Source organism: Geotalea uraniireducens Rf4, assembly GCF_000016745.1.
Taxonomy (GTDB): Bacteria; Desulfobacterota; Desulfuromonadia; order Geobacterales; family Geobacteraceae; genus Geotalea; species Geotalea uraniireducens.
Genome location: NC_009483.1, coordinates 2,892,127 through 2,916,424 on the forward strand (window position 1 = coordinate 2,892,127; position 24,298 = coordinate 2,916,424).

Annotated in this window: 25 protein-coding genes; 5 read left to right on the top strand and 20 right to left on the bottom strand. The window is 53.3% G+C overall.

Translation table 11 applies throughout. The annotated features are described in order from the left end of the window. Positions 1-46 precede the first annotated feature (46 nt). On the top strand, positions 47-706 hold the full coding sequence (lepB, locus tag GURA_RS12750; protein WP_011939369.1) for a signal peptidase I: 660 nt from the start codon (positions 47-49) through the stop codon (positions 704-706). Between the two features lie 84 nt (positions 707-790). On the opposite strand, the gene GURA_RS12755 is transcribed toward lepB, so the two are convergent. The 3 genes from GURA_RS12755 to dnaE form a co-directional block, all read right to left on the bottom strand. Then, positions 791-1,510, bottom strand: a complete 720-nt coding sequence (locus GURA_RS12755) for a pseudouridine synthase (RefSeq protein ID WP_011939370.1) — start codon at positions 1,508-1,510, stop codon at positions 791-793. Between the two features lie 93 nt (positions 1,511-1,603). Next, on the bottom strand, positions 1,604-2,560 hold the full coding sequence (locus GURA_RS12760; RefSeq protein WP_011939371.1) for an acetyl-CoA carboxylase carboxyltransferase subunit alpha: 957 nt from the start codon (positions 2,558-2,560) through the stop codon (positions 1,604-1,606). Between the two features lie 54 nt (positions 2,561-2,614). After that, positions 2,615-6,088 (bottom strand): DNA polymerase III subunit alpha, encoded by a 3,474-nt coding sequence (gene dnaE, locus GURA_RS12765; RefSeq protein WP_011939372.1) that lies wholly within the window; start codon positions 6,086-6,088, stop codon positions 2,615-2,617. A 217-nt stretch (positions 6,089-6,305) separates the two neighbouring features. Here dnaE and wrbA point away from each other — a divergent pair, with 217 nt between their 5' ends. Then, complete coding sequence (gene wrbA, locus GURA_RS12770) at positions 6,306-6,917, top strand: NAD(P)H:quinone oxidoreductase (protein WP_011939373.1); 612 nt, start codon at positions 6,306-6,308, stop codon at positions 6,915-6,917. Positions 6,918-7,014: 97 nt separating this feature from the next. Here wrbA and GURA_RS12775 read toward each other — a convergent pair whose 3' ends face one another. Further along, complete coding sequence (locus tag GURA_RS12775; RefSeq protein WP_011937014.1) at positions 7,015-7,971, bottom strand: IS1595-like element ISGur2 family transposase; 957 nt, start codon at positions 7,969-7,971, stop codon at positions 7,015-7,017. Positions 7,972-8,221: 250 nt separating this feature from the next. On the opposite strand from GURA_RS12775, the gene GURA_RS12780 reads away from it, so the two are divergent. Then, on the top strand, positions 8,222-9,610 hold the full coding sequence (locus tag GURA_RS12780) for a TatD family hydrolase (protein ID WP_011939374.1): 1,389 nt from the start codon (positions 8,222-8,224) through the stop codon (positions 9,608-9,610). Between the two features lie 78 nt (positions 9,611-9,688). Here the strand turns inward: GURA_RS12780 and GURA_RS24670 are convergent, their stop codons facing one another. Continuing rightward, positions 9,689-9,859, bottom strand: a complete 171-nt coding sequence (locus tag GURA_RS24670; protein WP_011939375.1) for a hypothetical protein — start codon at positions 9,857-9,859, stop codon at positions 9,689-9,691. A 59-nt stretch (positions 9,860-9,918) separates the two neighbouring features. After that, on the bottom strand, positions 9,919-10,245 hold the full coding sequence (locus GURA_RS12785) for a GYD domain-containing protein (protein WP_011939376.1): 327 nt from the start codon (positions 10,243-10,245) through the stop codon (positions 9,919-9,921). A gap of 220 nt (positions 10,246-10,465) precedes the next feature. On the opposite strand from GURA_RS12785, the gene GURA_RS12790 reads away from it, so the two are divergent. Then, complete coding sequence (locus GURA_RS12790; protein ID WP_011939377.1) at positions 10,466-10,846, top strand: desulfoferrodoxin; 381 nt, start codon at positions 10,466-10,468, stop codon at positions 10,844-10,846. Positions 10,847-10,881: 35 nt separating this feature from the next. Further along, the gene (gene ccsB / locus GURA_RS12795; RefSeq protein ID WP_011939378.1) at positions 10,882-11,736 is read left to right on the top strand and encodes a c-type cytochrome biogenesis protein CcsB; all 855 of its coding nucleotides are present in this window, start codon (positions 10,882-10,884) and stop codon (positions 11,734-11,736) included. 158 nt (positions 11,737-11,894) lie between these two features. Here the strand turns inward: ccsB and GURA_RS12800 are convergent, their stop codons facing one another. From GURA_RS12800 to GURA_RS12865, 14 genes are all read right to left on the bottom strand, one after another. Next, complete coding sequence (locus GURA_RS12800) at positions 11,895-12,374, bottom strand: hypothetical protein (protein WP_011939379.1); 480 nt, start codon at positions 12,372-12,374, stop codon at positions 11,895-11,897. A gap of 190 nt (positions 12,375-12,564) precedes the next feature. Next, a complete protein-coding gene (locus GURA_RS12805) occupies positions 12,565-13,785 on the bottom strand; it encodes an MFS transporter (RefSeq protein WP_041245439.1) in 1,221 nt (406 codons plus the stop codon). 19 nt (positions 13,786-13,804) lie between these two features. Beyond that, a complete protein-coding gene (locus GURA_RS12810) occupies positions 13,805-14,098 on the bottom strand; it encodes a muconolactone Delta-isomerase family protein (RefSeq protein WP_041245440.1) in 294 nt (97 codons plus the stop codon). Positions 14,099-14,115: 17 nt separating this feature from the next. Continuing rightward, positions 14,116-14,466, bottom strand: a complete 351-nt coding sequence (locus tag GURA_RS12815) for a carboxymuconolactone decarboxylase family protein (protein ID WP_011939382.1) — start codon at positions 14,464-14,466, stop codon at positions 14,116-14,118. Positions 14,467-14,505: 39 nt separating this feature from the next. After that, on the bottom strand, positions 14,506-15,654 hold the full coding sequence (locus GURA_RS12820; protein WP_011939383.1) for a DUF362 domain-containing protein: 1,149 nt from the start codon (positions 15,652-15,654) through the stop codon (positions 14,506-14,508). 20 nt (positions 15,655-15,674) lie between these two features. Then, positions 15,675-17,084: a UbiD family decarboxylase gene (locus GURA_RS12825; RefSeq protein WP_011939384.1), complete on the bottom strand. Its 1,410-nt coding sequence runs from the start codon at positions 17,082-17,084 to the stop codon at positions 15,675-15,677. Positions 17,085-17,092: 8 nt separating this feature from the next. Next, positions 17,093-17,785, bottom strand: coding sequence for a flavodoxin family protein (locus GURA_RS22885; RefSeq protein ID WP_011939385.1), 693 nt, complete (start codon positions 17,783-17,785; stop codon positions 17,093-17,095). Further along, on the bottom strand, positions 17,782-18,627 hold the full coding sequence (locus GURA_RS12835) for a sugar phosphate isomerase/epimerase family protein (protein ID WP_011939386.1): 846 nt from the start codon (positions 18,625-18,627) through the stop codon (positions 17,782-17,784). The genes GURA_RS22885 and GURA_RS12835 overlap by 4 nt, the downstream gene beginning before the upstream one ends. Next, entirely contained in the window at positions 18,624-20,042 is a 1,419-nt protein-coding gene (locus GURA_RS12840) for a class I adenylate-forming enzyme family protein (protein WP_011939387.1), read from the bottom strand. Before GURA_RS12840 ends, GURA_RS12835 begins: the two co-directional genes overlap by 4 nt. Continuing rightward, complete coding sequence (locus GURA_RS12845; RefSeq protein ID WP_157046201.1) at positions 19,996-20,814, bottom strand: sugar phosphate isomerase/epimerase family protein; 819 nt, start codon at positions 20,812-20,814, stop codon at positions 19,996-19,998. Before GURA_RS12845 ends, GURA_RS12840 begins: the two co-directional genes overlap by 47 nt. Positions 20,815-20,858: 44 nt before the next feature. Then, a complete protein-coding gene (locus GURA_RS24675) occupies positions 20,859-21,107 on the bottom strand; it encodes an acyl carrier protein (protein ID WP_011939389.1) in 249 nt (82 codons plus the stop codon). After that, positions 21,104-22,333, bottom strand: a complete 1,230-nt coding sequence (locus tag GURA_RS12855) for a beta-ketoacyl synthase N-terminal-like domain-containing protein (protein WP_041245442.1) — start codon at positions 22,331-22,333, stop codon at positions 21,104-21,106. The genes GURA_RS24675 and GURA_RS12855 overlap by 4 nt, the downstream gene beginning before the upstream one ends. A gap of 4 nt (positions 22,334-22,337) precedes the next feature. Beyond that, the gene (locus GURA_RS12860) at positions 22,338-23,549 is read right to left on the bottom strand and encodes a beta-ketoacyl-[acyl-carrier-protein] synthase family protein (protein WP_011939391.1); all 1,212 of its coding nucleotides are present in this window, start codon (positions 23,547-23,549) and stop codon (positions 22,338-22,340) included. Next, on the bottom strand, positions 23,536-24,273 hold the full coding sequence (locus GURA_RS12865) for a hypothetical protein (RefSeq protein WP_157046202.1): 738 nt from the start codon (positions 24,271-24,273) through the stop codon (positions 23,536-23,538). The genes GURA_RS12860 and GURA_RS12865 overlap by 14 nt, the downstream gene beginning before the upstream one ends. Positions 24,274-24,298: the final 25 nt, after the last annotated feature.

Here is a 24,298-nt window from a genome sequence, read left to right on the forward strand (position 1 = left end):
CAGAATCGGCTTTCCACCGAATAAACTCAAAGAAGGATACATTCCCATGGAAGATTACAAGAATATGAGCTCGGAAGCGGCCAATGTCCAGCGCGAACCCAAGAAAAAGCACATCGTGCGGGAATATGCCGAATCGATAATCATTGCCGTCATCCTGGCGCTCGTCATCCGCACATTTGTAGTGCAGGCATTCAAGATACCTTCGGGTTCTATGGAAGATACCCTGGCCATCGGCGACCACATTCTGGTCAGCAAATTCATCTACGGCACGAAAATCCCTTTCACCACCAGCCGGCTTCTGAAAATCCGCGATCCGAGACGAGGTGATGTCATCGTCTTCGAATATCCTGAAGATCCGAGCAAGGATTTCATCAAGCGGGTGATCGGCACCCCCGGCGACACGGTGCAGGTCATCAACAAAAAGGTGTACGTGAACGGCAAGGTTTACGAAAATCCGCACGAGGTCCACAAGGAAAACGATATCATCCCCAAGGAACAGAACCCCCGCGACAATACCGACCTGATCACGGTTCCCGCCAGCTCCTACTTCGTCATGGGGGATAACCGCGACAGATCCTACGACAGCCGTTTCTGGAAATTCGTCAGAAACGATCAGATCAAGGGGCTGGCCTTCATCAAATACTGGTCGTGGGACAAGGAAAAGTTCGGTGTGCGCTGGAAAAACATCGGCAAACTGATCGATTAGACTTCCGGATCTCCATCATGAAAAGAAAAAGGCCGCCCGGTCAGTACAAGCCGGGCGGCCTTATTTTATCCAAAGCAAGGGTCTTCAGCGTTCCCCTCTTTGCAGACGCTCAACCTCTGCCGGCGTCAACAGTCGGTATTCGCCAGGTTTCAGTTCGCCGATTTCCAGAAAACCATAACGGGACCTCTTCAGCCGAACCACCGTCAACCCCACCGCTTCACACATGCGACGCACCTGCCGATAACGCCCCTCGTGAATGGTAATGGAAATCCAGCAATTCTGTTCACTCTCCCGCACCAGTGAAACCACCGCCGGCGCTGTCCTGCCGTCCTCAAGATCAACTCCGACAGCCAGGTGCTTCAACTGTGCCGGTGTCACCTTGCCCCTGACCCGGACCAGATACCCCTTGTCCACCTCATGGCTCGGATGGGCAAGCCTGTTTGCCAGCGCGCCGTCATTGGTCAATAGCAGCAGCCCTTCCGTATTGTAGTCAAGCCGCCCGACTGGATAGACCCGCTCCTTGATCCCTTTCAGCAGGTCGGTGACGATAGGACGCCCCTCGGGATCTTTCATGGTGGTCATGTAGCCGACCGGCTTGTACAAAAGGACGTAGAGCTTATTCGCTTCCACCCTGATCGGCCTGCCGTCAACCGTTATACGGTCCTTTTCCGCATCCGCTTTCGTCCCCAACTCCGTCACCACCTGACCGTTGACAGCGACCCGCCCGTCGGTGATGATCCGTTCCGCCTCCCGGCGCGAGGCAATCCCCGCCTGGGATAATATTTTTTGCAATCTTTCGAGCATACATCTCCAATAAGAAAAAAGGCTAAGGATTGAAGACAATGAATACAACCAAAAGTCTAAAACCTCAGCCCCTAGTTATTTGCCTACAGCCTGCTACTCCACAAACCGCGACATCCTGCGGAACTTCTGGTAGCGCTCCTCGACGAGCTGGTCCGCCGGTATCCGCTGCAATTCCTTCAGGTTCCGGCTCAGGGCTTCGTGGAGAGACTTTGCCATGGTCTGATGATCACGGTGGGCGCCGCCCAGGGGTTCTTTGACGATTTCATCGCTTACTTCAAGCTCCTTGATATCCTTTGCCGTCAGTTTCAACGCCTCGGCCGCCTGTTCCCCCTTGGTACCGTCGGACCAGAGGATGGCCGCGCACCCCTCGGGCGAGATGACCGCATAGACGGAATGCTCGAGCATCAGGATGCGATCCCCGACCGCAATGGCCAGCGCGCCGCCGGAGCCACCTTCGCCGGTAATGACGACTATAATCGGCACAGACAGCCGCGACATCTCCCGCAGGTTGCGGGCGATGGCCTCAGCCTGCCCCCGTTCCTCGGCGCCGATGCCGGGAAAAGCACCCGGGGTGTCGACAAAGGTGATGATAGGAAGCTTGAACCGCTCTGCCATCTCCATGAGCCGCAATGCCTTGCGATATCCTTCCGGGTTCGGCATGCCGAAATTGCGGTAGACCTTCTCCTTGGTGTCACGTCCCTTCTGGTGGCCGATAACCATCACGGGTACACCGTCCAGCCTTGCCAGACCGCCGACGATAGCATGATCGTCACCAAAATTGCGGTCGCCATGCAACTCGATGAATTCGGTAAAAATAAGGTTCAGGTAATCAAGGGTAAAGGGGCGATTGATATGGCGCGCAACCTGTGCGGTCTGCCAACGGCTGAGATTGGAAAATATGTCTTCCTGAACCTTTTCAGCCTTTTTTTCCAGCTTGGCAATTTCCGCCTTCAGATCCAGGGTATCGCTGGACAATTCTTGCAACTCTTCAATCTTGCGCTCCAGGTCGGCAAGCGGCTTTTCAAATTCAAGATAATATTGCGTCGCCATTTTATTTATGTCTCCTTTGATAACAATTTAATTCCCAACAAGACTGTTCGCAAACTACTCGAAAGAAACGGCATTATAACCCAGCAGGTTCTTCACATCCAGTGATAATTCTTCGCTGGCGGCAAGCTTGTATGAATCCGGAAGAATTATCGTCGTCTTCGATTCCGCGGGGATGACGATATGCAGAAACGATTTGCAGGCGCCCGGGTAGCGGTTGATGATCCCCTTGAGTGACTCCAGCTGCGGCCGCTCCAGACCGGTCGCCTGGACAGTGACATGGACCCGTCGACTCTCCCTTTCGTTCACTTCCCTGAGCAGCACGATATCGCTCGCAATAACCTTGGTGTTCTTCTCCCCCACCTCTACGCTGCCGCTGACGAGGAGCGGATCATCCCCCTCCAGGTACTGGGCGACCTTGGCATACACCTTTGCCAGAACCACCACTTCTACGGAGCCGTGCAAATCTTCCAGGGTAACGAAGGCCATGCGCTCACCCTTCTTTGTGATGAACTCCTTTTTCGTCACAACTATGCCACAGAGCTTCACCTCGGCCCGGTCGGATATTTCCCCGAAATCAGAGGTATGCACGGTGGCAAAACGCTTGATTTGGGAAGAATAGCGGTCGAGGGGATGGCCGGTGATGTAGAAACCGAGGGCCTCCTTTTCCTGATTGAGAAGGAGCTTGTCATCCCATTCCGGCACATCCGGCAGGCTACCTTTGCCGTTGCCGTTCCCCCTGACTATCTCCGCCACACCGAACAACGATACCTGGGCGCTATCCCGCTCCTGCTGTATCTTCTGCCCCAAGACCATGGCGTCTTCCAGCGCGGCCATGAGGGGAGCCCGCCTGGCGCCGGTGGAATCAAAGGCGCCGCACTTGACCAGGGATTCAACGACCCGCTTGTTGACCCGGCGCAGGTCGACCCGCTCGCAGAAGTCATAGATGTCCGCAAAAGATCCCGACTTGCGGGACTCGATTATTGCCTCGATAGCAGACTCGCCGACGTTCTTGACCGCACCGAGGCCGAAACGGATGGATTTCCCAAGGACGCGGAAGGAGTGATCCGAGGCATTGATGTCCGGCGGCAGCACTTCGATCCCCATATCCCGACAGTCGCTGATGTTCTTGATGACCTTGTCGGTGTTCCCCATGTCTTCAGTCAGGAGTGCCGCCATGAACTCCACCGGGTAGTGGGCCTTGAGATAGGCGGTCTGGTAGGCGACCAGGGCGTAAGCCGCGGAGTGGGACTTGTTGAAGCCGTATTCGGCAAACTTGGCCATCAGGTCGAAGATAGACTCCGCCTTCTTCGGGTCGATCCCCTGCTCTTTTGCGCCGGCAAGGAAAGGAATTTTTTCCTTGGCCATGACCTCCGGATCTTTCTTGCCCATTGCCCGCCGGAGCAGGTCGGCCTGCCCAAGTGAATACCCGGCCAGGGTCCGGGAGATCTGCATGACCTGTTCCTGGTAGACGATGACTCCGTAGGTGTCCTTGAGGATCGGCTCCAACTGCGGCAGGTCGTAGACCACCTTTTTCTTGCCATGTTTGCGGTCAATGAAGTCATCCACCATGCCGCTTCCAAGGGGGCCCGGCCGGTAGAGGGCGCAGACCGCAATTATATCCTCGAAGCAGGACGGCTTGAGTTTGACCAGGAGCCCCTGCATGCCGGATGACTCGAGCTGGAAGACGCCCGTGGTGTTGCCGGACTGAAGGAGACGGTAACTCTCCTCATCATCGTCCCGCAGTAAAGTGATATCGAACGCCGGGTCCTTGCCGGCACGGATGATCTTGACGGCGTTATGGATGACCGTAAGGTTCTTGAGACCCAGGAAGTCGAACTTGACGAGGCCGATCTTTTCCACGTACTTCATGGAATACTGGGTGGTGATGGAGCCGTTCTTCTGGTCCTTGTAGACCGGGCAGAACTCCTCCAGCACGTCCGGGGCGACAACCACCCCTGCGGCGTGGGTTGAGGCATGGCGCGCCAACCCTTCCAGACAAAGGGCCACGTCCAGCAGCTCCTTCACACGCCGATCTGCCGCAGCCAGTTCGTTCAATTTCGGCTCCTGCTGCAGAGCCTTGTCCAGGGTGATGCCAAGCACCTCGGGGACCAGCTTGGCGATCTTGTCCACGTCGCCGTACGCCATGTCCAGCGCCCGCCCTACATCGCGCAACACGCCGCGGGCCGCCATGGTACCGAAGGTGATGATCTGGCAGACCTTGTCCCGGCCATACTTCTCGGTGACGTACTGGATCACCTCCTCGCGGCGGTCCTGGCAGAAGTCCACGTCGATATCAGGCATGGAGATACGTTCCGGGTTGAGAAACCGCTCGAACAGTAGGTTATAGGGGATCGGGTCAATATCGGTAATGCGGATGGAATAGGCAACCAGCGAACCGGCTGCCGAACCACGGCCCGGGCCGACCGGAATGCCGTGGTCCTTGGCCCAGTTGATGAAGTCGGCGACGATGAGGAAATAACCGGGAAATCCCATCTGCTTGATACAATCCAGCTCGATGCGAAGCCGCTCATAGTAGCCCTGTTCCTGCTCCGGGGTAATGTCCGGATACTTGGCGCGTACCGTCACCAGCCGCTCTTTGAGGCCTTCGTAGGACTGTTCCTCCAGGACATCGTCGAGGGTCTTGTCGGCGGGCTTGATGTACTGGGGGAAATGGTAGGTCTTGAAATCCAGCTCCAGGTTGCAGCGCTCGGCAATGCGCACAGTATTGGCGATTGCCTCCGGCGCATAGTGGAAAGCCGCAGCCATCTCCTGGGGGGACTTGAAGTAGAACTCTTCCGCGGAAAAGTGCATGCGATTCGGATCGTTCATGGTCTTGCCGGTCTGGATGCAAAGGAGCACCTCGTGTGCCTTGGCATCTTCCCGGTTGAGGTAGTGGCAGTCATTGGTCGCCACAAGCGGAAGTGAAAGTTCCGCAGCCAGATCCAGAAGGCGCTTGTTGACCAGATCCTGTTCCGGCAGGGTGTTTTCCTGCAACTCTATGTAGTAGCGGTCAGGGAATATCTCCGAGTACCAGCGGGCCGTCGCAATGGCATCTTCAACTCGATTGCGACCACACTGGTAAGCCACCTCACCCTTGAGGCAGGCGGAAAGGGCTATCAGGCCTTCGCTGTGCTGGGCAAGAATCTCTTTATCGATGCGCGGCTTGTAGTAGAATCCCTCCTTGTAACCGGCGGAGACCAGCCAGGAAAGGTTCTTGTATCCCTGGAGGTTTTCGCAGAGCAGGATCAGATGGTAGCTTGACGTCGACTCGTGGCCGTTGCCGCTCTCCTTGCTGAAACGCGACCCCGGCGCGATGTAGACCTCGCTGCCGATGATCGGTTTGATCCCCTTGTCCTTGCACTTGGTGTAGAACTCGATGGCACCGAACATGCTGCCGTGGTCGGTAATGGCCACGGCAGGCATCTCATACCCCTTGGCTTTCTTGACCAGGTCGCCGAGCCGAATCGCTCCGTCCAGAAGGGAATACTGGGTGTGTAGATGTAAATGTACAAAGTTTGCTTCGCTCATATGCCTCTAAATACAATGATGGGAGCCGGTTCTGCTGCATGGCTCCCTTTTAGTATCGCTAAAAAATTTTGTTATTATTACACGAAAAGCGCGGTACTGTCAACAAGCGACGCACGCAATTCCCGCCGCCATTTGCACTCCTTTTTATTCATGATACATTTTACAACTGATTGTAATCGGAGCTGTTAACCAACCATTACCGACGGGAGGTCGCAAGATGAAAGTTCTAATAGCCTATTATTCCATGTACGGCCACATTCACCGGATGGCCGAGGCAGTAGCCGAAGGTGCACGGGAAGTGGCCGGAGCCGAGGTCTTGATCCGCCGCGTCCCCGAAACCCTGCCGGCTGATGTACTGGAAAAAATGGGTGCTGTAGAGACGCAGAAAAAGATGGCGCAGATACCGGTCTGCACCATTGGGGAACTGGCCGATGCCGACGCGATCATTTTCGGCACCCCGACCCGGTTCGGCAACATGTGCGGTCAGATGCGTCAATTTCTTGATGCAACCGGCGGCCTCTGGATGAAAGGATCGCTGGTCGGCAAATTGGGAAGCGTCTTCACCAGCTCCGCAACCCAGCACGGTGGACAGGAATCCACCATACTCAGCTTTCACATCACCCTGCTCCACCAGGGAATGGTCGTTGTGGGATTGCCCTACGCCTTTCAGGGACAGATGCGCAATGACGAGATAATCGGAGGATCGCCCTACGGCGCATCCACCATTGCCGGCACCCAGGGAGAACGGAGTCCGAGTGAAAACGATCTTGCCGCGGCGCGTTATCAGGGAAAACATGTGGCCTCCATTGCCGCCAGGCTGGCACGATAACCCTACGGAACCAGGCAGTTTTTTTCACGCACCAAAAGTAGGCGCTTTTAAGCGCCTACTTTTGGTGCGTCGTTGCGTGAGACATATCTTGTCCTGATTAGCGCCAATCTTCAGCCAGTCTGAGATTGTGCTCGGGATGCTTGCCAGTAGTAGCCGCCGCCGAGATCAGTCGCGAGAGCATGCCGCGCAGATCCTTCCGGCGGTTGAATCGGTATTGAACCTCAGCCAGGTAACGAGTTCCATACTTTTCGAAATCAAATGCATGGTACGTTCCAGAGATCGACGTCTTGAGGTTGCCGAGAATGGTATTGACCCAATTGAAACACACAATGTCGGTACTCTTGCGTTTCTTCCCGACAATGGTTGGGGTATGGAAACATCCAGCCTCGGTAACTGCACGAAAGCAGGCCAGTCCGTCGCTTACCACTGTCGCTGAAGCTGACAGTGACCGTTTTGCCCATTCGGTGACTACTTCGCGGTTAAAGGCTGGCACCTTTGTAAACACAGCACGAAGTGGATGGCCCTTTTCATTGGTTTCAACAGCAGCAATAAACGGCGTCTTGTTTTCCGAACCTCGCCCGGCCTTGCCTCCTGGGTTTTCTCCACCCAGGTAGGCATCATCTACTTCGACCCGGCCGAGCAAAATCGTGTCCTGCTCCTGTTCAACCATAACTTGCATGAGCTTGTGCTTCACACGCCATGCGGTTTTGTAGCAAACACCGATCAGGCGCTTCAACTCCAGAGCCGAGACATTGTTCTTGGTTTGCGTGAGAAAGTACATGGCCTGAAACCATTGGACCAGCGGCAACTTGGTTGAGTGAAAAATCGAGCCTGCGGTCAGCGTTGTCTGGGTATGACACCGATTGCACTGAAATGTTTTGACTTGTGCATGCCAGACTACACAGTGGCTGGTACTCTGACAGGAAGGACATTTGAAACCCTGGGGCCAGCGGCTCTTTTCCAAGATCGCTGAACATTGCTCTTCAGTGCCATAGCTGTACAAAAAGTCGTTCAAGCTGAGCCCTTGTTGAAACTGAAAGTGATTCTTCGTCATAGTGGCCTCCTTGGCTTATTTCACTATGACACTACTCTAGACATGTGACAGAATACGTCCTTTTCTCCATTGGCTGAAGATGAGGGCCAATCAGGTATCTTGTTGAACTTTTGCTCACATTTACATTCCCCTTTTAACCTCAGAAATCAACCCTGCGTAAAACAGCCCCATAATTATTTTGCATGCATCCGCTGTCGATGCTATTCTTTGGGCTGAATATTGTATTTTTTAAAGACAGAAATGAGGAACCATGACTGCCAAACCTTTTCTAATAGATTCCCATGCCCATATCTACGGCCTTGAATTCAGCAACGATTTCGACGAAATGCTGCAACGGGCGGCCGAGGCGGGGGTAGAACAGATCATCGTCGTCGGCACCGACCTTGAAACAAGCAAGGACGCCTGCGAACTGGCCGCAAAATATGAAAACATCTACTGTGCTGTCGGCATTCACCCCCACGATGCATCACGCGTCACGGAAAAATGTTACGATGTGATCCGGGATATGGCCAACGGTAACGACAAGGTAGTAGCCATCGGAGAGATCGGTCTCGATTTCTACCGCGACCGTTCACCGAGAGAAATCCAGGAAACGGTATTTCGCCGCTTCATCAACCTGGCCAGGGAGCTTTCCCTGCCGATCATCGTCCATGACCGTGATGCCCATGAACGGGTGATGACGCTGGTTAAAGAAGAAAAAGCCGCCGATGTCGGCGGCGTCTTCCATTGCTTTTCCGGCGATCTGGAAATGGCCAACGCATGCATAGCGCTGGGATTCTACATCTCCATCCCTGGCACCATCACCTACCCGGGCAATGAAGCACTGCGCCAGGTGGTCAGAGGGGTAAAGGTCGAGAAGATGCTCGTGGAAACCGATTGTCCCTATCTGACGCCGGTTCCCCACCGGGGCAAGCGTAACGAACCTGCATATGTCCGGTTTGCCGCGGAAAAGATCGCGGAGTTGAAGGGGCTCACGTTGGAAGACGTCAGTCGCATCACCACCCTCAATGTCCAGAGTCTGTTCAGCATCGGCAGGAAAAACCAGAACGCCCAGATCGCCTACCGCATCAGAAACTCGCTCTACCTGAACATAACCAACCGCTGCTCGAACCGCTGTTCGTTCTGTGCCAAATTTGAGGATTTCACGGTAAAAGGACACTACCTGCTCCTTGACCATGAGCCTGATTTTTCAGAGGTGATGGCGGCAATCGCCGCGCATAAGGGGTATGACGAAGTGGTTTTCTGCGGGTACGGCGAGCCGCTTTTGCGCCTTGATCTGATCAAGGAGGTCGCTGCTGCCCTAAAAAAACAGGGGATGAGAATCAGGATCAATACGGACGGCCAGGCAAACCTGGTCTATGGCAGGAATATACTGCCGGAACTTGCGGGACTGATCGACACCGTTTCCGTCAGCCTCAACGCGGCAGACGAAGATACCTACGACCTGCTCTGCAATACGCCGTTCAGCAAGGATGGTTTCACCGGCGTCTGCACATTTCTCCGGGAAGCCAAACAGTACATTCCGCAGGTGATTGCCAGCGCCGTCACCGTTCCGGGTCTGGACATCGCAGAAGTAAAGAGACTTGCCGAATCGCTCGGCGTCGAATTCCGGGAACGGGAATATACGGAAGTCGGCTAGGAAAATTGCCCGGGGCGGCACTGCAACATACTACCGCAGCACAACGCCGGTTTTACGTCGGCACCATCTTCATCCAGGCTATTTAGGCAGTTCGACCGGATTACAGACATTTTCCGGCTTATCGGCTTTCGCCCTGCAATTGCCGCACTCCACGGTTGGGTTGGTCGAAAGACACCCAATCAGTTCCAAATCACCCTTTTCCTTGAGAGCACACATATGCTCTTTGTGTTTCTGGCTGTCACATTCCATGGTTATCTCCCACCACTGTTTTAATTTTGCATGACGTCAATTTTGTTGCAACTTTTCACTCACCTGATGGCCGACAAATCAACACCACCAGGCAGATGACGAATCATTGCCTTGTATTTTTGCCACTCTACAGCCCCCCATACCTCGGTAGATGCATGCCCGAATGTGCGGACAATGGTAGCTACCTTTATGGCCGTATCCATATCAGGAGCCTGAAAAATATCCAGATAATCGCATCCGCCCAGGATGGCAAAATTGTGCACCCATTTGACCTGGGGGCATTCAGTGCTGATGCATTTAACCGCCTTGCTTTCAAGTTCTTCCAGATGTTTGGGGGAATTGAGCGCTTCCGGGGAGAGGCGAGTCAGCATGACAAAGGTTTGCATAAATGTTCCTCCCTTCGTTATGACCACCAGCATATTAACCAAGATTAATCCTACCATTCACACGCAATCGGTCAAGCAGTAAATTTCACTGCCGCCCAGTGACCGCGGCAAAAATCTCACAAATACAGTTGCAACAGAAGTGGAATACTGATATAAGGATTAAAAAGACCGTTATGGTCTTATTTATCCAAACAATCAATACTTCTAGGAGGAACCACCCATGGCAAAAAATCTGGAAATCTACAAATGCGAAAGCTGCGGAAACATCATTGAAATCCTTCATTCCGGCCCGGGAGACCTTGTCTGCTGCGGCAGTCCAATGCAATTACAGGTTGAGAATACGGTAGACGCATCCCGTGAAAAACATCTGCCCGTTCTGGAAAAAGCAAACGGTTCCGTCACCGTCAAGGTCGGCAGCGTACCCCATCCCATGGAGGAACAACACTATATCGAATGGATTGAAGTCATCGCCGACGGCACTGTTTACCGTCAGGCTTTGAAGCCGGGAGATGCGCCGGAAGCAACCTTCCCCATCACGGCCGGAAGTATTACGGTACGCGAATACTGCTCCCTCCACGGCCAATTGTCAACCATCGGCTAAAATACTAACGGTACTGTAATACGAAGGAAATCGTCATGACCAGTTCGCTGCTGTTCAATGTGACAACCGTTTCATACCTTCTGGCTACGGTAGTATTCTTTGCCTACCTGGCCAGTAAAAATCGCATCCTCGGCTTGATGGGAAGCATAGCGGCATATTCCGGCTTCGTTGTGCAGACGGTCGCAATAGGGCTGCGTTGGAGAGAATCATACCTGATTGGACATGGTCATGCCCCCTTGTCCAATCTGTATGAATCTGTAGTGTTCTTTTCCTGGACGATCATACTGATTTTTGCCCTGCTCGATCTCCGTTACAAGTACCGGGTCATCGGCGCCTTCGTCGTTCCGTTCGCCCTCATGGGCATGGCCTGGGCGCAACTGGGCCTCAGTAGCGGCATAGAACCCCTGGTGCCGGCACTGCAGAGCAACTGGCTACTTTACCACGTTATCACCAGTTTTCTCGGCTATGCCGCGTTTGCCGTTGCCTGCGGTATTTCCATCATGTACCTGATTAAAGCCAGGCAGAAGTCAGGTGAAGTCAGTGGTCAGACCGACAGCATTGTCGGCGCATTTCCCGTTGCCAGAGTACTGGACGACCTCAACTACAAGGCAATCATGATCGGCTTTCCGCTGCTGACCCTCGGCATTGTTACCGGTGCTGCATGGGCGAATTACGCCTGGGGTACTTACTGGAGCTGGGACCCGAAGGAAACCTGGTCGCTGATTGTCTGGTTCGTTTACGCAGCTTTTCTTCATGCCCGCATCACCAAGGGATGGGTAGGGAAAAAGGCGGCCATTCTCTCCATTGTCGGTTTTGCCGCCACCATCTTCTGTTATCTTGGGGTCAATCTAATTTTATCAGGACTGCACAGCTATGGCGGCAGAATGTAGTCATCCACACGTTAAAAGGCCTGCATCGAGCAGGCCTTTTTTCTTCCCAAAGTTGAACATCTCCATCTCTCTAGTGAAGCTCTGCTTTACCTTAACGCAAATCCCATACTTTCTGAGTAATTGCGTTCCCCAAGCGGAAGTTTGAGTACGAGGAACCTCTACCAGCAGATTCTCCCCTCATCTTCGACTGTGGCAACCGTCGTGGCGAACGATAACTGACCATGGCCCCTCAACCTGCCTATCACATCCGCGAAGGCTCCGGTGCCGGTCAGGTTGTCCAGACTTGAATTAATGGTGTAGATATATGGAGTATCGGTCGGGGTGAGCACTGACTTGTCTTGAACGCTCAAGGTCCCCAAGGAACCGAAATCAAAGGTCATGGCGTTCGTCGGGTATATCTTGCCATCGTCGCCATTCTTGACCTCGACCATTACCAGTGACACTATTGCCTGGATAGGGGCTTGCTCATCAATTCTGACAAGAGCGGTTCCGGCATATTTTCCGTAGGGGAGCATTGGATCGATCGCAGAGGTGGTGACCTTCATCTCGACCTCATGGCACTTCGAATTGGCCCAGGACTGCCCGGCAAAGACTATCACGAGACTTGCTGCTGCCAGATAACTAAAAAGATTTCTCATTTTTTCCTCCTGATAATTGATTATAATTACTGCGTTCCCAAAAGCTGTCACAAACGCTGAGAGACAACGCCCAACGGCCTGGCATTGAAGCCGGCCTGAGTCCCCTCCTTTCCGAACTCGGTAGAGTTCCGTGATTCCCATATCGTAGCTTAATTTGACTCTCGTCTACGTAGCCTTCCCACTTGGTCTATCACGATGCCAGGCTGTCTGCCCGCCTCGGTTGGGCCTCTGCCACCCTAACATTGAATTGGTTTCTCCACATCAGGAACACGACCAAGGCCATGAGGCCCGAATAAGTTGCCATCGCATAGAAACCGGCTTCCGGGAAACCTACTGCATCAATAGTTCTTCCCGTCACATAGGGCCCCAGCGAATTTCCCACATTTAAGAAGGTGTTGAGCACGCCATAACCAAGGCCAATATGTCTTGCTCCCACGACGTTCAGAACGAGGGTAAACACAGAAACCGGCACGAGTCCAACCGCTATGCTTAATAGAGCTATCAATGGTGCCGGGGCATCTGTTCGGGTGAGCAACAAGAACGAAGCTGCCATCATGATTCCGGCAGTAACAATATAGAAATAGCGGTAATTGAAGCGGTCGATTAGATAGCCGATAAAAGGTGAAAGGACTAACGCGCCAAGCATGATCGAACTTACCAAAAAATGGGAAGCGCCAAGCCCCTTTCCGATTCCGGCAATGAGATCCATGCCAAAGGTCAAGAACGAGAGGCAGGCCGCATTGAAAAGGAGCCAGATACTCGCAAGCAGGACAATGCCTACGCCTATTTCCCTCCGAGGGGAGGTGGCTGCGTCGGGGCTCCCGGATGCTTCAACCGCTTGTGGTGCCGAGGATAGTGGCCTAAAAAGCAGATAGGCGACGATGGCCACACCGTTGCAGGCAAAAAGGGTGTTCCTCCATCCCAGACTCTCCCCGAGAAGCCCGAGGGTATTCATCGACAGGAGCACCCCTACTGGCACAGAGGTATTGAATATTCCCATGACAAAACCGATCTTCCCTTTATCAAATAACCTGGTCAGAATCTGGGGACCCAATATGGCAAGCATCATTGCACCGACGCCGGCTACAAGTCTTCCAGCTATCAGCCACCAGTAATTCTGAGCGAAGGCTGCCGTCGTATTGCCGATGACAACCATCGCCAGGGAAAAGGTGCCTATCACACGGATGTTATGCCTATCCGCCCAAATTCCTCCCGGAATGGCGATTAGCACTCCCGGCAGGGAGAAAACTCCCATAAGAGTGCCAACCTGGCTATAGTCGAGAGGTATTTCCTTCTTTAGCAGATGTACCAACGGAGGGATGGATTGCAGTGAAATCACATACGTCAATGTGAATACATAAGCTACAGCCAAAGCAAACCATTGGCCCCGTGTGAAATGTCTTGTTGCCATAGATTTCTCAGTTCCGGTTTTAATTCATGGCTGCTATCTTTTCGGCCTCGATCAAGCGCCGCTCATCCATCAGAGGGAAAATGTCTCTGCTCGTATACTTGTAGAAGGGGGATTTGATGATCGTTTCCCCTAACTCATCATTGGATTCGACATCTAGAATGTATGCGCCCCCGGCTATGCCTGCAAAATGATAATTCCCCTTCAGTTTCCCTTTCTCTTTTAACGCCGCAAAGTAATCAGCGCAGCGGCCTGAAGCTTCCAAAGCCTCTTTTGGGATTTGACCTATGGCCTTTTCTATTATAAGGAACAGCATTTCCCCTCCCGGTGCTTTCACTTTGTGATCATTTTGGACTTATTACATATGTCGTTTTTCTCGAAATCAAAGCCGAAATAAGCCCCCAGACCTGACGAAATACCGTTCAGTCCTCCCATGATAAAGGAGAGTCGGACCGTCTCCCGTATCTCTTCTTCCGTAGCGCCGACTCTCCGCGCCATATCGGATATCTTGGCACATCCTATCTTGGAACCGTATGCAGCATCCATCAACATGATCATGAGGAGTTTGATCTTGCTGGAGAGTGCCCCGTCTTTGTAGGCGAACTCTCTCATCTCGATGATCTTTTCATAAAATACCGGATCGCTTTCTTTAATAGCAGCCATAAAACTCGGAATCTCGACCATGTTTCCTTCCCTTTCTGTGGATTAGCTACCGGCGCTCAATCAGACGGCAGCCTCTTTTCCGCCGTAAAGGTCAATCGCGTTGACATCGCAGACCTCGTAACAGCAGCAACATTCGATGCACTTGTCTCCTTCTACCACGACCTGCTTCCTGTTGCCGCCATTGGCCTTGAGCTGCATGGCTTTGACCGGGCAACTTTTCAGGCAGCGCAAGCAGAGCTTGCATTTTTCTTCAAGAACTTTCGGGTAAACCCTGGTCGGAGCGTAGACCATCCTGGTAAATCGCTCCAGGTTGCGGATCTGCACTTTCTTGGGGAACAGGTAGTCCTCGATGATCAGCTCATCTTTGGACACGCCGACGAGGTCTATCTGGTCTATGTCCACTGTTCCCCAACAGTTGTCCCCTGCCGCTTTCAGCACTGGGATGTCGTCCCATCTGACTCCGATCATGTAGGCGAGCACTGAATCCAGTGCCACAGGGTCATCCGTTGCGAACACGCAGCCGAAATTCCTGACCAAGCCGGCAGCGCCCGGGCCATCGCCTTCCAATCCGCAGATAGCGTCCATGATGGTCAGCTTTGGCTTGATCAAATGGGCCAGACTGGCGACTATCTTTCCGAAATCCTCCGGCTTTGGTGCTCGGCAATGGATTTCTCCTTTCCACTTGCCAGGAATCATCCCATAAAGATTTTTCACCGCACCGGACATTGTCATATAGGTGTGGGTCTTGAATTTAGGGACGTTGATGACCGCATCGCATTCATATGCCAGGGAGGTGATCAGGTGTTCATCCAGTTTTTCAAGGTAGGGGGTCTTTATCTTCGTTATCTTGCATCTCTCGAAGACCACCTTTTCCGCACCTTCTTCTTCGACAATGCGCTCCATGGACGTTTCTTTCCAGACGTTGTCAATGTCCCATTTCCCGATGAGACCAGCCGGACTGTCTCCGACCAGCGGATGACTCCCATGTTCTTTAACCAGCCTGATCACTGCCCTGACGACTTCCGGGTGGGTGCAGACATGTGCATCCGGCGGATGCGCGGCCATCATGTTCGGCTTGATTAGAACCCTCCCTCCTTTGGGACCGAGGAGGCGAGTCGGGTCACCGAGACCAGCAAACGCTTTTTTTACCGCGCCATAAACCTTTTCGAACTGGTACTCTTCACATCTTTGCAACGAAACAATAGGCAACTGACACCTCTCTGGCCACTCTAGTCTCGGGGAGCAAACGGCACGTATTTATTCAGGAATTCTTCGGCTTGTTCCACAAGCGATTTCGCTACTATGAAAGGATTACCTTTGGCCCATTCAGGCCTGGTTGCGTCCAGTGCCATCTTGGTGACCGTTTTTTTTCCATCCAGCTCTTGTGCCATCGGATCGATATTTATGGCTGGAGCATGAGGAATGAGATGAATGTCCTTTGCCGGGTCAAACCGCGTGGATAAGACCCACTGACGCTGCTCCGGGATCGAGACATCCACATCGGCGTCGGTAACAAGTACCTGTTTTATCGGTAACACCGCCATCGAGAAACGAATCACCCGGCGCAGGTCGTTCTCGTTTCGTTTCCGTATGGAAATTGCGGCCTGGTGACCTCCGCTCCCCGGCACGATATGTATCTGCGCCACATCGACACCGCTTTTCAGCAACGTTTTGGTCAATGTCGCCTCTATCATGAGGTCCTGGATCACCGTGGTCTCCACCGGAGGAATTCCTGCGTAAGTACCAGAGAAAACCGGCTCATCGCGGTGTGTGACGGCCTGAATTTCCATGACCGGGGCAATGCCCTGTTCACTTAGGTAGCCGTTTACCTCACCGAATGGCCCTTCGTCCTCATAAGACTCCGGGTGAACCACCCCTTCAAAAACCACCTCAGCACCTGCCGGAAAGTCCAGCTCCCGGCATATTTCCCCGTAGGCTACCTCCAGGGGTTGGCCTTTTATCCCACCGGCCAGTGCCATTTCGTCATCGTCCACTCCCGGTGTGTCGATGGCCGCCAGCAGATAAAAGGGATCCCCTCCAAAGGTCACCACAACCGGTGCCGGCTCCCCCTTTTCCCAATAGTTCCAGATGGCCCGCCCCAAGCCCCTCTCTTTATTGGTAAAGATGGTGAGATGATTCCTGTCCTTCACCTGTAACCGGTTGACCGACACGTTGGCGGCCCCATTTCCCGGATTGCGCACCCGGACCACCCCCATGGTGAAGTAGGGGCCACCGTCGCAAGGATTCCATACGGTTTGCGGAAAGCGGCGGATATCTACCGCTTCGTGGAATTGTTTCTTCTCCTTGCAAGGGGCCTTTTCTGCCACCTTGGGGGGGCACCATCTATTTCTATCAGTACGTTTGATGTATTCCTGAACCAGTTGACTTTCTTCAGTTCCCAACAGGAGAGCCAGTCGCCGCCGCGTAGCGAAAGCATTGACGAGCAGGGATGCCTCTGAATGCAGCAGATTCAGAAAGTGGAGAGCCGGAAGGTTCCTTTTGAAGCCAGAGCGGGTGATAGGTCCTATCGCGTGCACTTCATCAACTGGAACGTCTATTTCCACAAGATCTTCTTCTCGCTTGAGCAAGCAGATCCAGTCCCGCAGATCGTTAAGCTCCACACCATGAGGCTTACGCATATACGCCCTTACCCGTGTGAGACCGGATTCGCCTTCTGACACGCGTCGGCCAGCCTTACTCCCAGATCGAAAGCCTCTTTCAGGTAAACCTGATTCCGCTTTACCATGGTCTCCACGGCATTGGGAGGCAGATTCATCCTTTCCGCAAGCCCGCTTAATTCCGGCTCTTGCATTGCTACCTGGCCGTGGGATTTCAAACCGCACCCGTTCAAGACGCCAACGACGTTTGGCCTTCCATTGTTGACCTTCTCGAAGAATTCGATCATGCAGTCATGCGCCGGCTTGGCTTCCTTCTCATCAGGGGAGGAGTTGGTGGTCACCAGGGCGAAATACTTGGCATCCTTGAACCGGCTATGGAATACCGGGCCTTGGGGAGTTATCTCTATCTTCATGAAAGGGCGAAGACGATCGATGAGGCATTTAAGAGGCCCGGTCATGAGCCGGCCGTATATTGCGGTGCTGAAGATGATCGCGTCTGCACCCTGGAAGAGATCCTCTATCATTTTCCAATCGTCTTGGCCGCACTTGCCTGTCTTGTCGCAGGCCAGGCATCCAATGCAGGGCTTTACGTTCATTTTATGCGCGTAATACTTCGAACCCTTCATGCCCCGGCTTTTGGCACCCTCTATCACACTCTCAGCCAGGATATCCGAGTTGCCTTTTTCCCGTGGACTTCCGCAAATGCAGAGATATGAATTCATTGTCGCTCCTTCTTATTGTATCTGTGTAAGAAACCGATGGATTTGATCGCCATTTCGACAGCCCTGTGGCTGTCCCGGCTCAATTCGACGTTTATGAGCCCCTCAAAGCTTATTTGAGACAGAGCGTTCATCACCGGTTGAAAATCAATGTCTCCGTCGCCGAAGAACAGATGTTCGTGCACGTCTCCTTTTATGTCCTCTATATGGATGGTCTTGATCCTGTCTCTATAGGTGAGTATGGCTTCCTCGATACTTCGCGTTTCCGAGCATCGGACGTGGCCGATATCAAGGGCGAGATGCAGGCGATCTTTCAACAACGGCTCTTCGCACAGCCTGTCGTATTCCGTCAGGTCGTCGATGTACATACCCGGCTCCGGCTCCAAAGCGATATTCATCCCCTGCTTGTCCGCATATTCAGCCACATCTGCCAGCCCCTGTACCAGGATGGGCCACGCCAACTCCGCGTCCACCTGGGGGCTGAGCCTGCCGGAACAGATGGTGATCGCCTCCGCCTGAAGGGTCTTTCCGAGATCGATTGCTTTTTTGGTGAAGGTGATTCTTTCTTCACGCCCCTCGTTGCTGACGAAACCCGGCTCATGCTTGCGCCAGCGGTCGAGGAAGTAGCGCGCCCCGGTTTCTACGACGACCTTCAGGCCGCGTTGCTCCAATATTCTCGATAGAGAGGCGATCTCCTCATCGGTGGTCTTCAGGATGTTGCAGTGATTATGGTCGACCGTAATGGCAATGCCGTCGTAGCCCAGTTCGGCAAGTATCTCGATGGCGTCCTCGATGCTGTGGTGTGCAAAGCCATTGGTGTTGTAACCGAACCTGAGTCTCTTCAAGCCAATACTCCTTCACTTTCCTGTAGCTTATTCAAAAACATTTTCCTGAGCTGGGGAATATCGATCTTGTTCAACTTTGCTTTCGGCAATGTTTCACAGTAGACGATATGTTTCGGGGTCTTGTAGTCCGGCAGGCGCGACTTGCAGAATTTTCTCACTTCGCTGGGAGGAAATTCGCCTCTTGTCACCAGAAACGCGGCTAACGCCCCACCGGAGACCTCATCGTTCACGCCTATGACTACCGATTCTTCAATACGAGGGTGGTCCGAGAGAATTGCGTTGATTTCTTCCGGAGCCACCTTCTTCCCCGCGACGTTAACGATATTGCCGTAACGTCCATAAATAAACAGTCTGTTGTCCTGGTCGAGCGAGCCAATGTCACCGGTGAAGAACCAGGTCGGATGCCTGTGCAACCCCATCACATTGCCATCCGGATCCAGATAGCCAAGGCTTATGGCAGGGGTCTTTACCAGGATGCGCCCCTCCTCTATCTTGACCTCCACGTTGTCCAGTACCGTCCCCACGCACTGAGGGGGGAGCTCTTCTCCCTCTCTTTCCACAGCCAGAAGGGAGGTTTCGCTGGTGGCGTACATCTCGCGCACCCATATGCCGTATTTCGCCAGCAGGAGCTCTTTTTCGCTTCGGGTCAGCCGGGATGAACCGGAATACCATCTGGTTCCCTGGTCGATGACCACATTCCTCACCACCGGCATTCTGCTAACGACCTGGTACATAAAAGCCGGTGCCTTGACCAACGAAGGTTTATGTTTGGTGACCAGCCCCAGAAAGGTCTTCGGCAGGAACTTTTTGATAAGCAGATTCTTGGCTCCTGTATCCAGGGCTGCCATTACCGGCATAATGCCTGCCGAGTGATATATCGGCGCAGCGGTGAAGACACAGTCGCTCCCTGTGGTCCCGTATGCGGCATTGGAAAGTCTCGCCGCCTGCAAGATACTCTCTATGGAGTGGACAATCCCTTTCGGTTTCCCGGTCGTACCGGAAGTCAAAAGGAAAAGTGCAGGCGAACCGTAGTCTATTTCGATGTCATAGTCTTGCGTCGGCGTCTTGCAGTCGGCTTTTTCCAGCGAGTCTTCCACTGCTATGTACGTAATGTCGAAGGTCTGCGACAGGTTTCCCTTTTCTCTTTGCAGCGTGGCGGGATCCAGGGGGAGTACCCCCATACCTAAACGTACAGCTCCGAAGAGTGTGGCTAGAAACTCGAAGGGATCCGCAATAGCAACTCCAATGATGGCGCCTTTTTGCAGCTTTTCACGTTGCCATTTCCCACTCCACGCCATGGACCGCTCGATGAGTTGGCGGTAGCTATACTCCCGGTCCTCGTAAACGAGGGCAGGGCTGTCTGCTGCCTCAAACTGCAACGAAGCTTGCAGTATATGCTTCAGGGCACTTGTCATAGTTGATTCTCTTGAAGTAATTGAGACTGTGCAAAGCGGCTTCTGCCGGCTTCACATCATAGGTATAAAGCTCCACAGAGCAGTATCCCTCGTAGGAATTGCCAGAGAGTAGCTTCACGATCTTCCCAAAGTCAATATCTCCGTCCCCCGGCAACAAGTGGTTGTGAACCCGGTCTTTGATATCTTCGAAGTGCATGTGCTTGACCGATGCTCCCAACGAATTTATCGCCTCGCAGATATCCTCATTGGTGCACTGCGCGTGTCCGATATCCAAGGTAGCCCAGAGGGAGCCTTGGTATAATGGGAGCAGTTTAGCCAGATGTTCCACCCGCTCGACCAACATGCCCATCTCATTTTCTATGAGCAGATTGACGGTGCCGTCGCTTTTGGCCAGGATGGTATCAATCGATTCCCTAAGGCGGCGGTATCCCTCTTCTTCGCTGCATTGCTCCGGAAGAATCCCCGAGGTGATGGTCACGTTCTTGGCGCCGATGGCGGTGGCCGCTGCGATTGTGCTCAGTATGAGGTCGATCCTTTTCTGTCGGTCGTTTTTGCTGTCGCTAATCAGCGAAGGCTCGAAATCGATGTCGCTCATCAGGTCCTTCGCCCCGGTGTGGAGATTGACGACGCTAATGCCGGTGGCTTTCAACTTGTCCGTCAAACTATGCAGGTACTTGTCGGAATGATAGAGCGGGTCCAGATGATTGCGGTGGCAGGAGATCTCGATCGCCTGATAGCCTACCTCATGCAGGTCATCCAGAGTTAGTTCCATATCGAACCGCCTGAATCCATTCGAGTTGTAGCAGAGCTTGAACACTACGCGGCACCTCCGGTTTGAGTCGTGATAAAGCTATGGATGGTATTGACACTCTCCAGGACCTTGTAGATCTGGTCATCGGATATGGTGACGTCGTACTTTTCTTCCAGCGATGACGCCAATTCCAAGGCGTTGATCGAATCAAGGCCTATCTCCTCGTTCAAAGACACGGCGTCTGGGATTTCTGCCGGAGTTATGGAAAGTTTCAGCGAACTGACTATCAACTCTTTGATCTCTTCTCTACTCATACAAAGACCTCCTTGGTTGTTAATAACACAGAGGAATAATTCCCCATCGGGCTGAAATTGTTGATGATTGCCGACTTCATGCGATGCTCGGAAATGACAGTTGGCGGCGCTTCTGCATCCACCTTTTGGCCTGGCCATTCAAGAAGAGGTGCTCCTCTGTTCTTGAAACCACATAGTGCCGATACCAGTTGGAATAAGCCAGCCGCGCCAAACGTTTCCCCCAAAGCACGTTTAAGAGCCGTCACTGGCAAGCTCTTTTGACCCAGTAACCTTCGCAGGGCGTTTCTCTCCAATCCATCCATGACCCTGTCGCCATTGGCATTGGCAGAGATGTATCCCAGCAATACGTCGTCCACAACTGGCACTCTGTCCAGGCAGTCCATTATTGTCTCAGCCATCATTCTTACACGTTTAATTGAAGAGCTTGATGATGATCGTATCGATATCTCTTCTATGAAGCCGAGGATATCAGCCCCCCTGTTCAGGGCAGAATCCGCATCCTCCAGAAGGACTGCAGCGGCCCCTTCACCAAGGCAAAGCCCTTGTTTTTGCGGAAGATTACTGCTACTACTCTGGCCACTGCCGTCGACGGCGATTTCTTCCAAAAGGCCCATCCCCCACAAGGATTCGATGACAAAGGGCGATAATTCCTCTGCTCCAACGACGAGCATGGCGCGCGCCTTTCCGGTCACGATCGCGAGGCTCGCCTGAAACAAGGCATCTACCGAGGAGGACGCAAAGCTTGAGACAATGGTGTTGTAACCCTTCAAGCCTAATTCCAGGCAGATGGTCCCGACCGATTCGTTGGGAACGCACCTGCTGGCTTTTAACGGTGAGACGCGCCCAGTTGGACGGGACAAGGCGCTGCAAACGCTTTCTCTGAACACGGTCCCGGAGAGTGCCGTTCCTACCAGCGCACCGACGTCCTTTAATCCATGGCAAGCCATCCCGCTCATGTCCAAGGCTTCTTTGCCAGCCAAGGCCGCCATCTTACTCAGCTTGGTCGCGTAACGACTGGTGTTCGGGTCCAGCCCTTCGGAAAACTCCTGCTCGTCTGCTAGAGATACCCGGACCCGGACGTTACTTCCTTGAGCGGGAGCCATGAGTGCGAAATGACCCTGGCCCTGTTCCACGTTCCTGGAAAAAACGTCGATCCCTTTCCCAAAAACGGAGACCGAACCCATCCCAGTTATGGCGATCTTTTTATTCAATTCTGAAAAACGCACTCGTCTACTCCGATGTCTTGGTTATGAGGACCGAACTACATTGTCCTCCGAAGGCATAAGCGTTTGAGAGGCAGACCGATACTTCAGTTTTCCTGGCCTTGTTCGAGACATAGTCGAGATCGCAGGACTCATCCCTTACCTCAAGATGTATGGTCGGAGGCACCACACCAGCCTCTATGCTCAGCACGCAGGTCGCCGCGGAGATGGCTGCGGCTGCGCCATTGGTGTGCCCAATGCAGGATTTAATGGAACTGACCGGGATCTGGTAAGCCTGATTGCCGAACAGTCGCTTAATGGCAGCTGTTTCTGCCACATCGTTAAGCTTTGTCCCCGTCCCGTGTGCGCAGATGTAATCGACATCATGGATGTGTTTTCCTCCCGACTCCAGAGCAATTCTCATCGCTTCCGCGGCAGAATGTCCTGACGGATCGGGAGCCGTAATGTCATAGGCATCATTGGTCAAGCCGTAGCCAGTCAAAAACGCCTTTGCTCTCTTCTTTCGCTGTTTCAGGTGTACTTGTGCTTCCAGCACCAAGGCTGCGGCCCCCTCTGAAAGGGCCAATCCGCTTCTATTGTTGTCGAAGGGCCTGCACCCTTTCTTCTCCAATGCGCGGTAGGAATCGAAGCAGGCATACTCAAAAGGGGTTAGGATGTCTACTCCAACCACGATGGCCATGTCGCACAACCCGCAGGCGATCAGGTCATAGGCGTAGCCGATTGCGGCATTGCTGGCGGTGCACGCCGATATGTTGGTCAAAGCTCCATTGCTGATGCTGTATTTCCGCACCAGCGAGTCGGTCAGGGCATGGTGCGGATAAGCCAGCAATCGGCCGTAGTCGGCTTTGGTGAGCTCGGCCCTCCCCTGATGTTCCTTAACCGCGAGCAGATGCGATACTCCACCGACGGCAGAGGCTACCACCAGTACGCAGTTCTGCTTTCTCAGTTGCTCGACGGAAAGTCCGGCTTCCAGCAGCGCTTCATCCATGACCTGGGTTGCCAGGGCGAGGGGCAGCTCCTCCTTGCAGGGGGTCTCTCGTCCCGGAACCCAGCTGACCTCCCCGCCGCAATGGGTGGAAAAGCGCGACGTGTCAAAGGACGCGATTGGGCTGATACCATCGGTTCCATTGACGAGATTGGCGAAAAACTCCTCCTTACCCGTTCCGATGGGCGAGGAAACCCCTACTCCTGAGATAGCTACTTTCTTAAGGAGTTTCATGACTTGCCTCATGGATCATCTCTGCTAGCCCCTGATACTTCTGAAAAACCAAGTCATGGAAATAATCCCGGTCGCTCCAGGGAAACTGATCCAGCGTTCCCCTGGCAACGGAGAGTATCGCCGACTGTATGATCTCTTTGGAGAGACCGGACTCCTTGAGCCGGTGACAGATCTTCCCGGCAGCCAGCATGATCTCTTCAGCCGCCACCAGGTTGACATTCCGGTACAGGCTCTCGTCGCGGGTTAGGGTCACTTTCCCGATTTTGCCGAAGATGCTTGCCAGGTATCTGGCGTCCGCATCGCTTTGGGCATTCACAATGAAATGCCCGATGTCTTCTTTGAGTAAATTGTCTGCTTCTCCGATCACCTTCATGCTAGCTGGCCGGGCGTACAGAAAATGGGTTGACTGCAGGTCTTCCAGCATCACCGCGGTGGAGAGGTTCACGAGCAGGATGGGCTTGACGAGCAAGCCATCGAGCATTTTCATGCAGGGAAGGACTTCGCCTTTGGGCAAGGCGATCAGTACCGCTTTCGCTTCTGCCATATCCTGTGGGGCAGAGTACACTGCCACGTTAGGCGTTTGTTCCAGCTTTGCAGTCTTGCTGCGGTCGGCGTCATGGACGACTATGCGGTAATAGGGGGACAGCTTATGCACCAAAAGATTCCCCAGCTTTCCTGCGCCCCAAATGGCTATAGTCTCGTCGGTAAATTCCATTTCTCTCATATCCCCAGGTCTGCTCTGCAAGAGA

Excerpts from the sequence above, each read along its gene's own strand:
- GURA_RS12840 (WP_011939387.1), bottom strand. The coding sequence starts at position 20,042 with ATGACAAGTGCCCTGAAGCATATACTGCAAGCTTCGTTGCAGTTTGAG.
- dnaE (WP_011939372.1), bottom strand. The coding sequence starts at position 6,088 with ATGAGCGAAGCAAACTTTGTACATTTACATCTACACACCCAGTATTCC.
- GURA_RS12760 (WP_011939371.1), bottom strand. The coding sequence starts at position 2,560 with ATGGCGACGCAATATTATCTTGAATTTGAAAAGCCGCTTGCCGACCTG.
- GURA_RS24675 (WP_011939389.1), bottom strand. The coding sequence starts at position 21,107 with ATGAGTAGAGAAGAGATCAAAGAGTTGATAGTCAGTTCGCTGAAACTT.
- GURA_RS12865 (WP_157046202.1), bottom strand. The coding sequence starts at position 24,273 with ATGAGAGAAATGGAATTTACCGACGAGACTATAGCCATTTGGGGCGCA.
- GURA_RS12800 (WP_011939379.1), bottom strand. The coding sequence starts at position 12,374 with ATGAGAAATCTTTTTAGTTATCTGGCAGCAGCAAGTCTCGTGATAGTC.
- GURA_RS22885 (WP_011939385.1), bottom strand. The coding sequence starts at position 17,785 with ATGAATTCATATCTCTGCATTTGCGGAAGTCCACGGGAAAAAGGCAAC.
- GURA_RS24670 (WP_011939375.1), bottom strand. The coding sequence starts at position 9,859 with ATGGAATGTGACAGCCAGAAACACAAAGAGCATATGTGTGCTCTCAAG.
- wrbA (WP_011939373.1), top strand. The coding sequence starts at position 6,306 with ATGAAAGTTCTAATAGCCTATTATTCCATGTACGGCCACATTCACCGG.
- GURA_RS12780 (WP_011939374.1), top strand. The coding sequence starts at position 8,222 with ATGACTGCCAAACCTTTTCTAATAGATTCCCATGCCCATATCTACGGC.
- GURA_RS12860 (WP_011939391.1), bottom strand. The coding sequence starts at position 23,549 with ATGAAACTCCTTAAGAAAGTAGCTATCTCAGGAGTAGGGGTTTCCTCG.
- GURA_RS12805 (WP_041245439.1), bottom strand. The coding sequence starts at position 13,785 with ATGGCAACAAGACATTTCACACGGGGCCAATGGTTTGCTTTGGCTGTA.
- GURA_RS12845 (WP_157046201.1), bottom strand. The coding sequence starts at position 20,814 with ATGGAACTAACTCTGGATGACCTGCATGAGGTAGGCTATCAGGCGATC.
- GURA_RS12790 (WP_011939377.1), top strand. The coding sequence starts at position 10,466 with ATGGCAAAAAATCTGGAAATCTACAAATGCGAAAGCTGCGGAAACATC.
- lepB (WP_011939369.1), top strand. The coding sequence starts at position 47 with ATGGAAGATTACAAGAATATGAGCTCGGAAGCGGCCAATGTCCAGCGC.
- ccsB (WP_011939378.1), top strand. The coding sequence starts at position 10,882 with ATGACCAGTTCGCTGCTGTTCAATGTGACAACCGTTTCATACCTTCTG.
- GURA_RS12755 (WP_011939370.1), bottom strand. The coding sequence starts at position 1,510 with ATGCTCGAAAGATTGCAAAAAATATTATCCCAGGCGGGGATTGCCTCG.
- GURA_RS12825 (WP_011939384.1), bottom strand. The coding sequence starts at position 17,084 with ATGCGTAAGCCTCATGGTGTGGAGCTTAACGATCTGCGGGACTGGATC.
- GURA_RS12815 (WP_011939382.1), bottom strand. The coding sequence starts at position 14,466 with ATGGTCGAGATTCCGAGTTTTATGGCTGCTATTAAAGAAAGCGATCCG.
- GURA_RS12775 (WP_011937014.1), bottom strand. The coding sequence starts at position 7,971 with ATGACGAAGAATCACTTTCAGTTTCAACAAGGGCTCAGCTTGAACGAC.
- GURA_RS12810 (WP_041245440.1), bottom strand. The coding sequence starts at position 14,098 with ATGCTGTTCCTTATAATAGAAAAGGCCATAGGTCAAATCCCAAAAGAG.
- GURA_RS12785 (WP_011939376.1), bottom strand. The coding sequence starts at position 10,245 with ATGCAAACCTTTGTCATGCTGACTCGCCTCTCCCCGGAAGCGCTCAAT.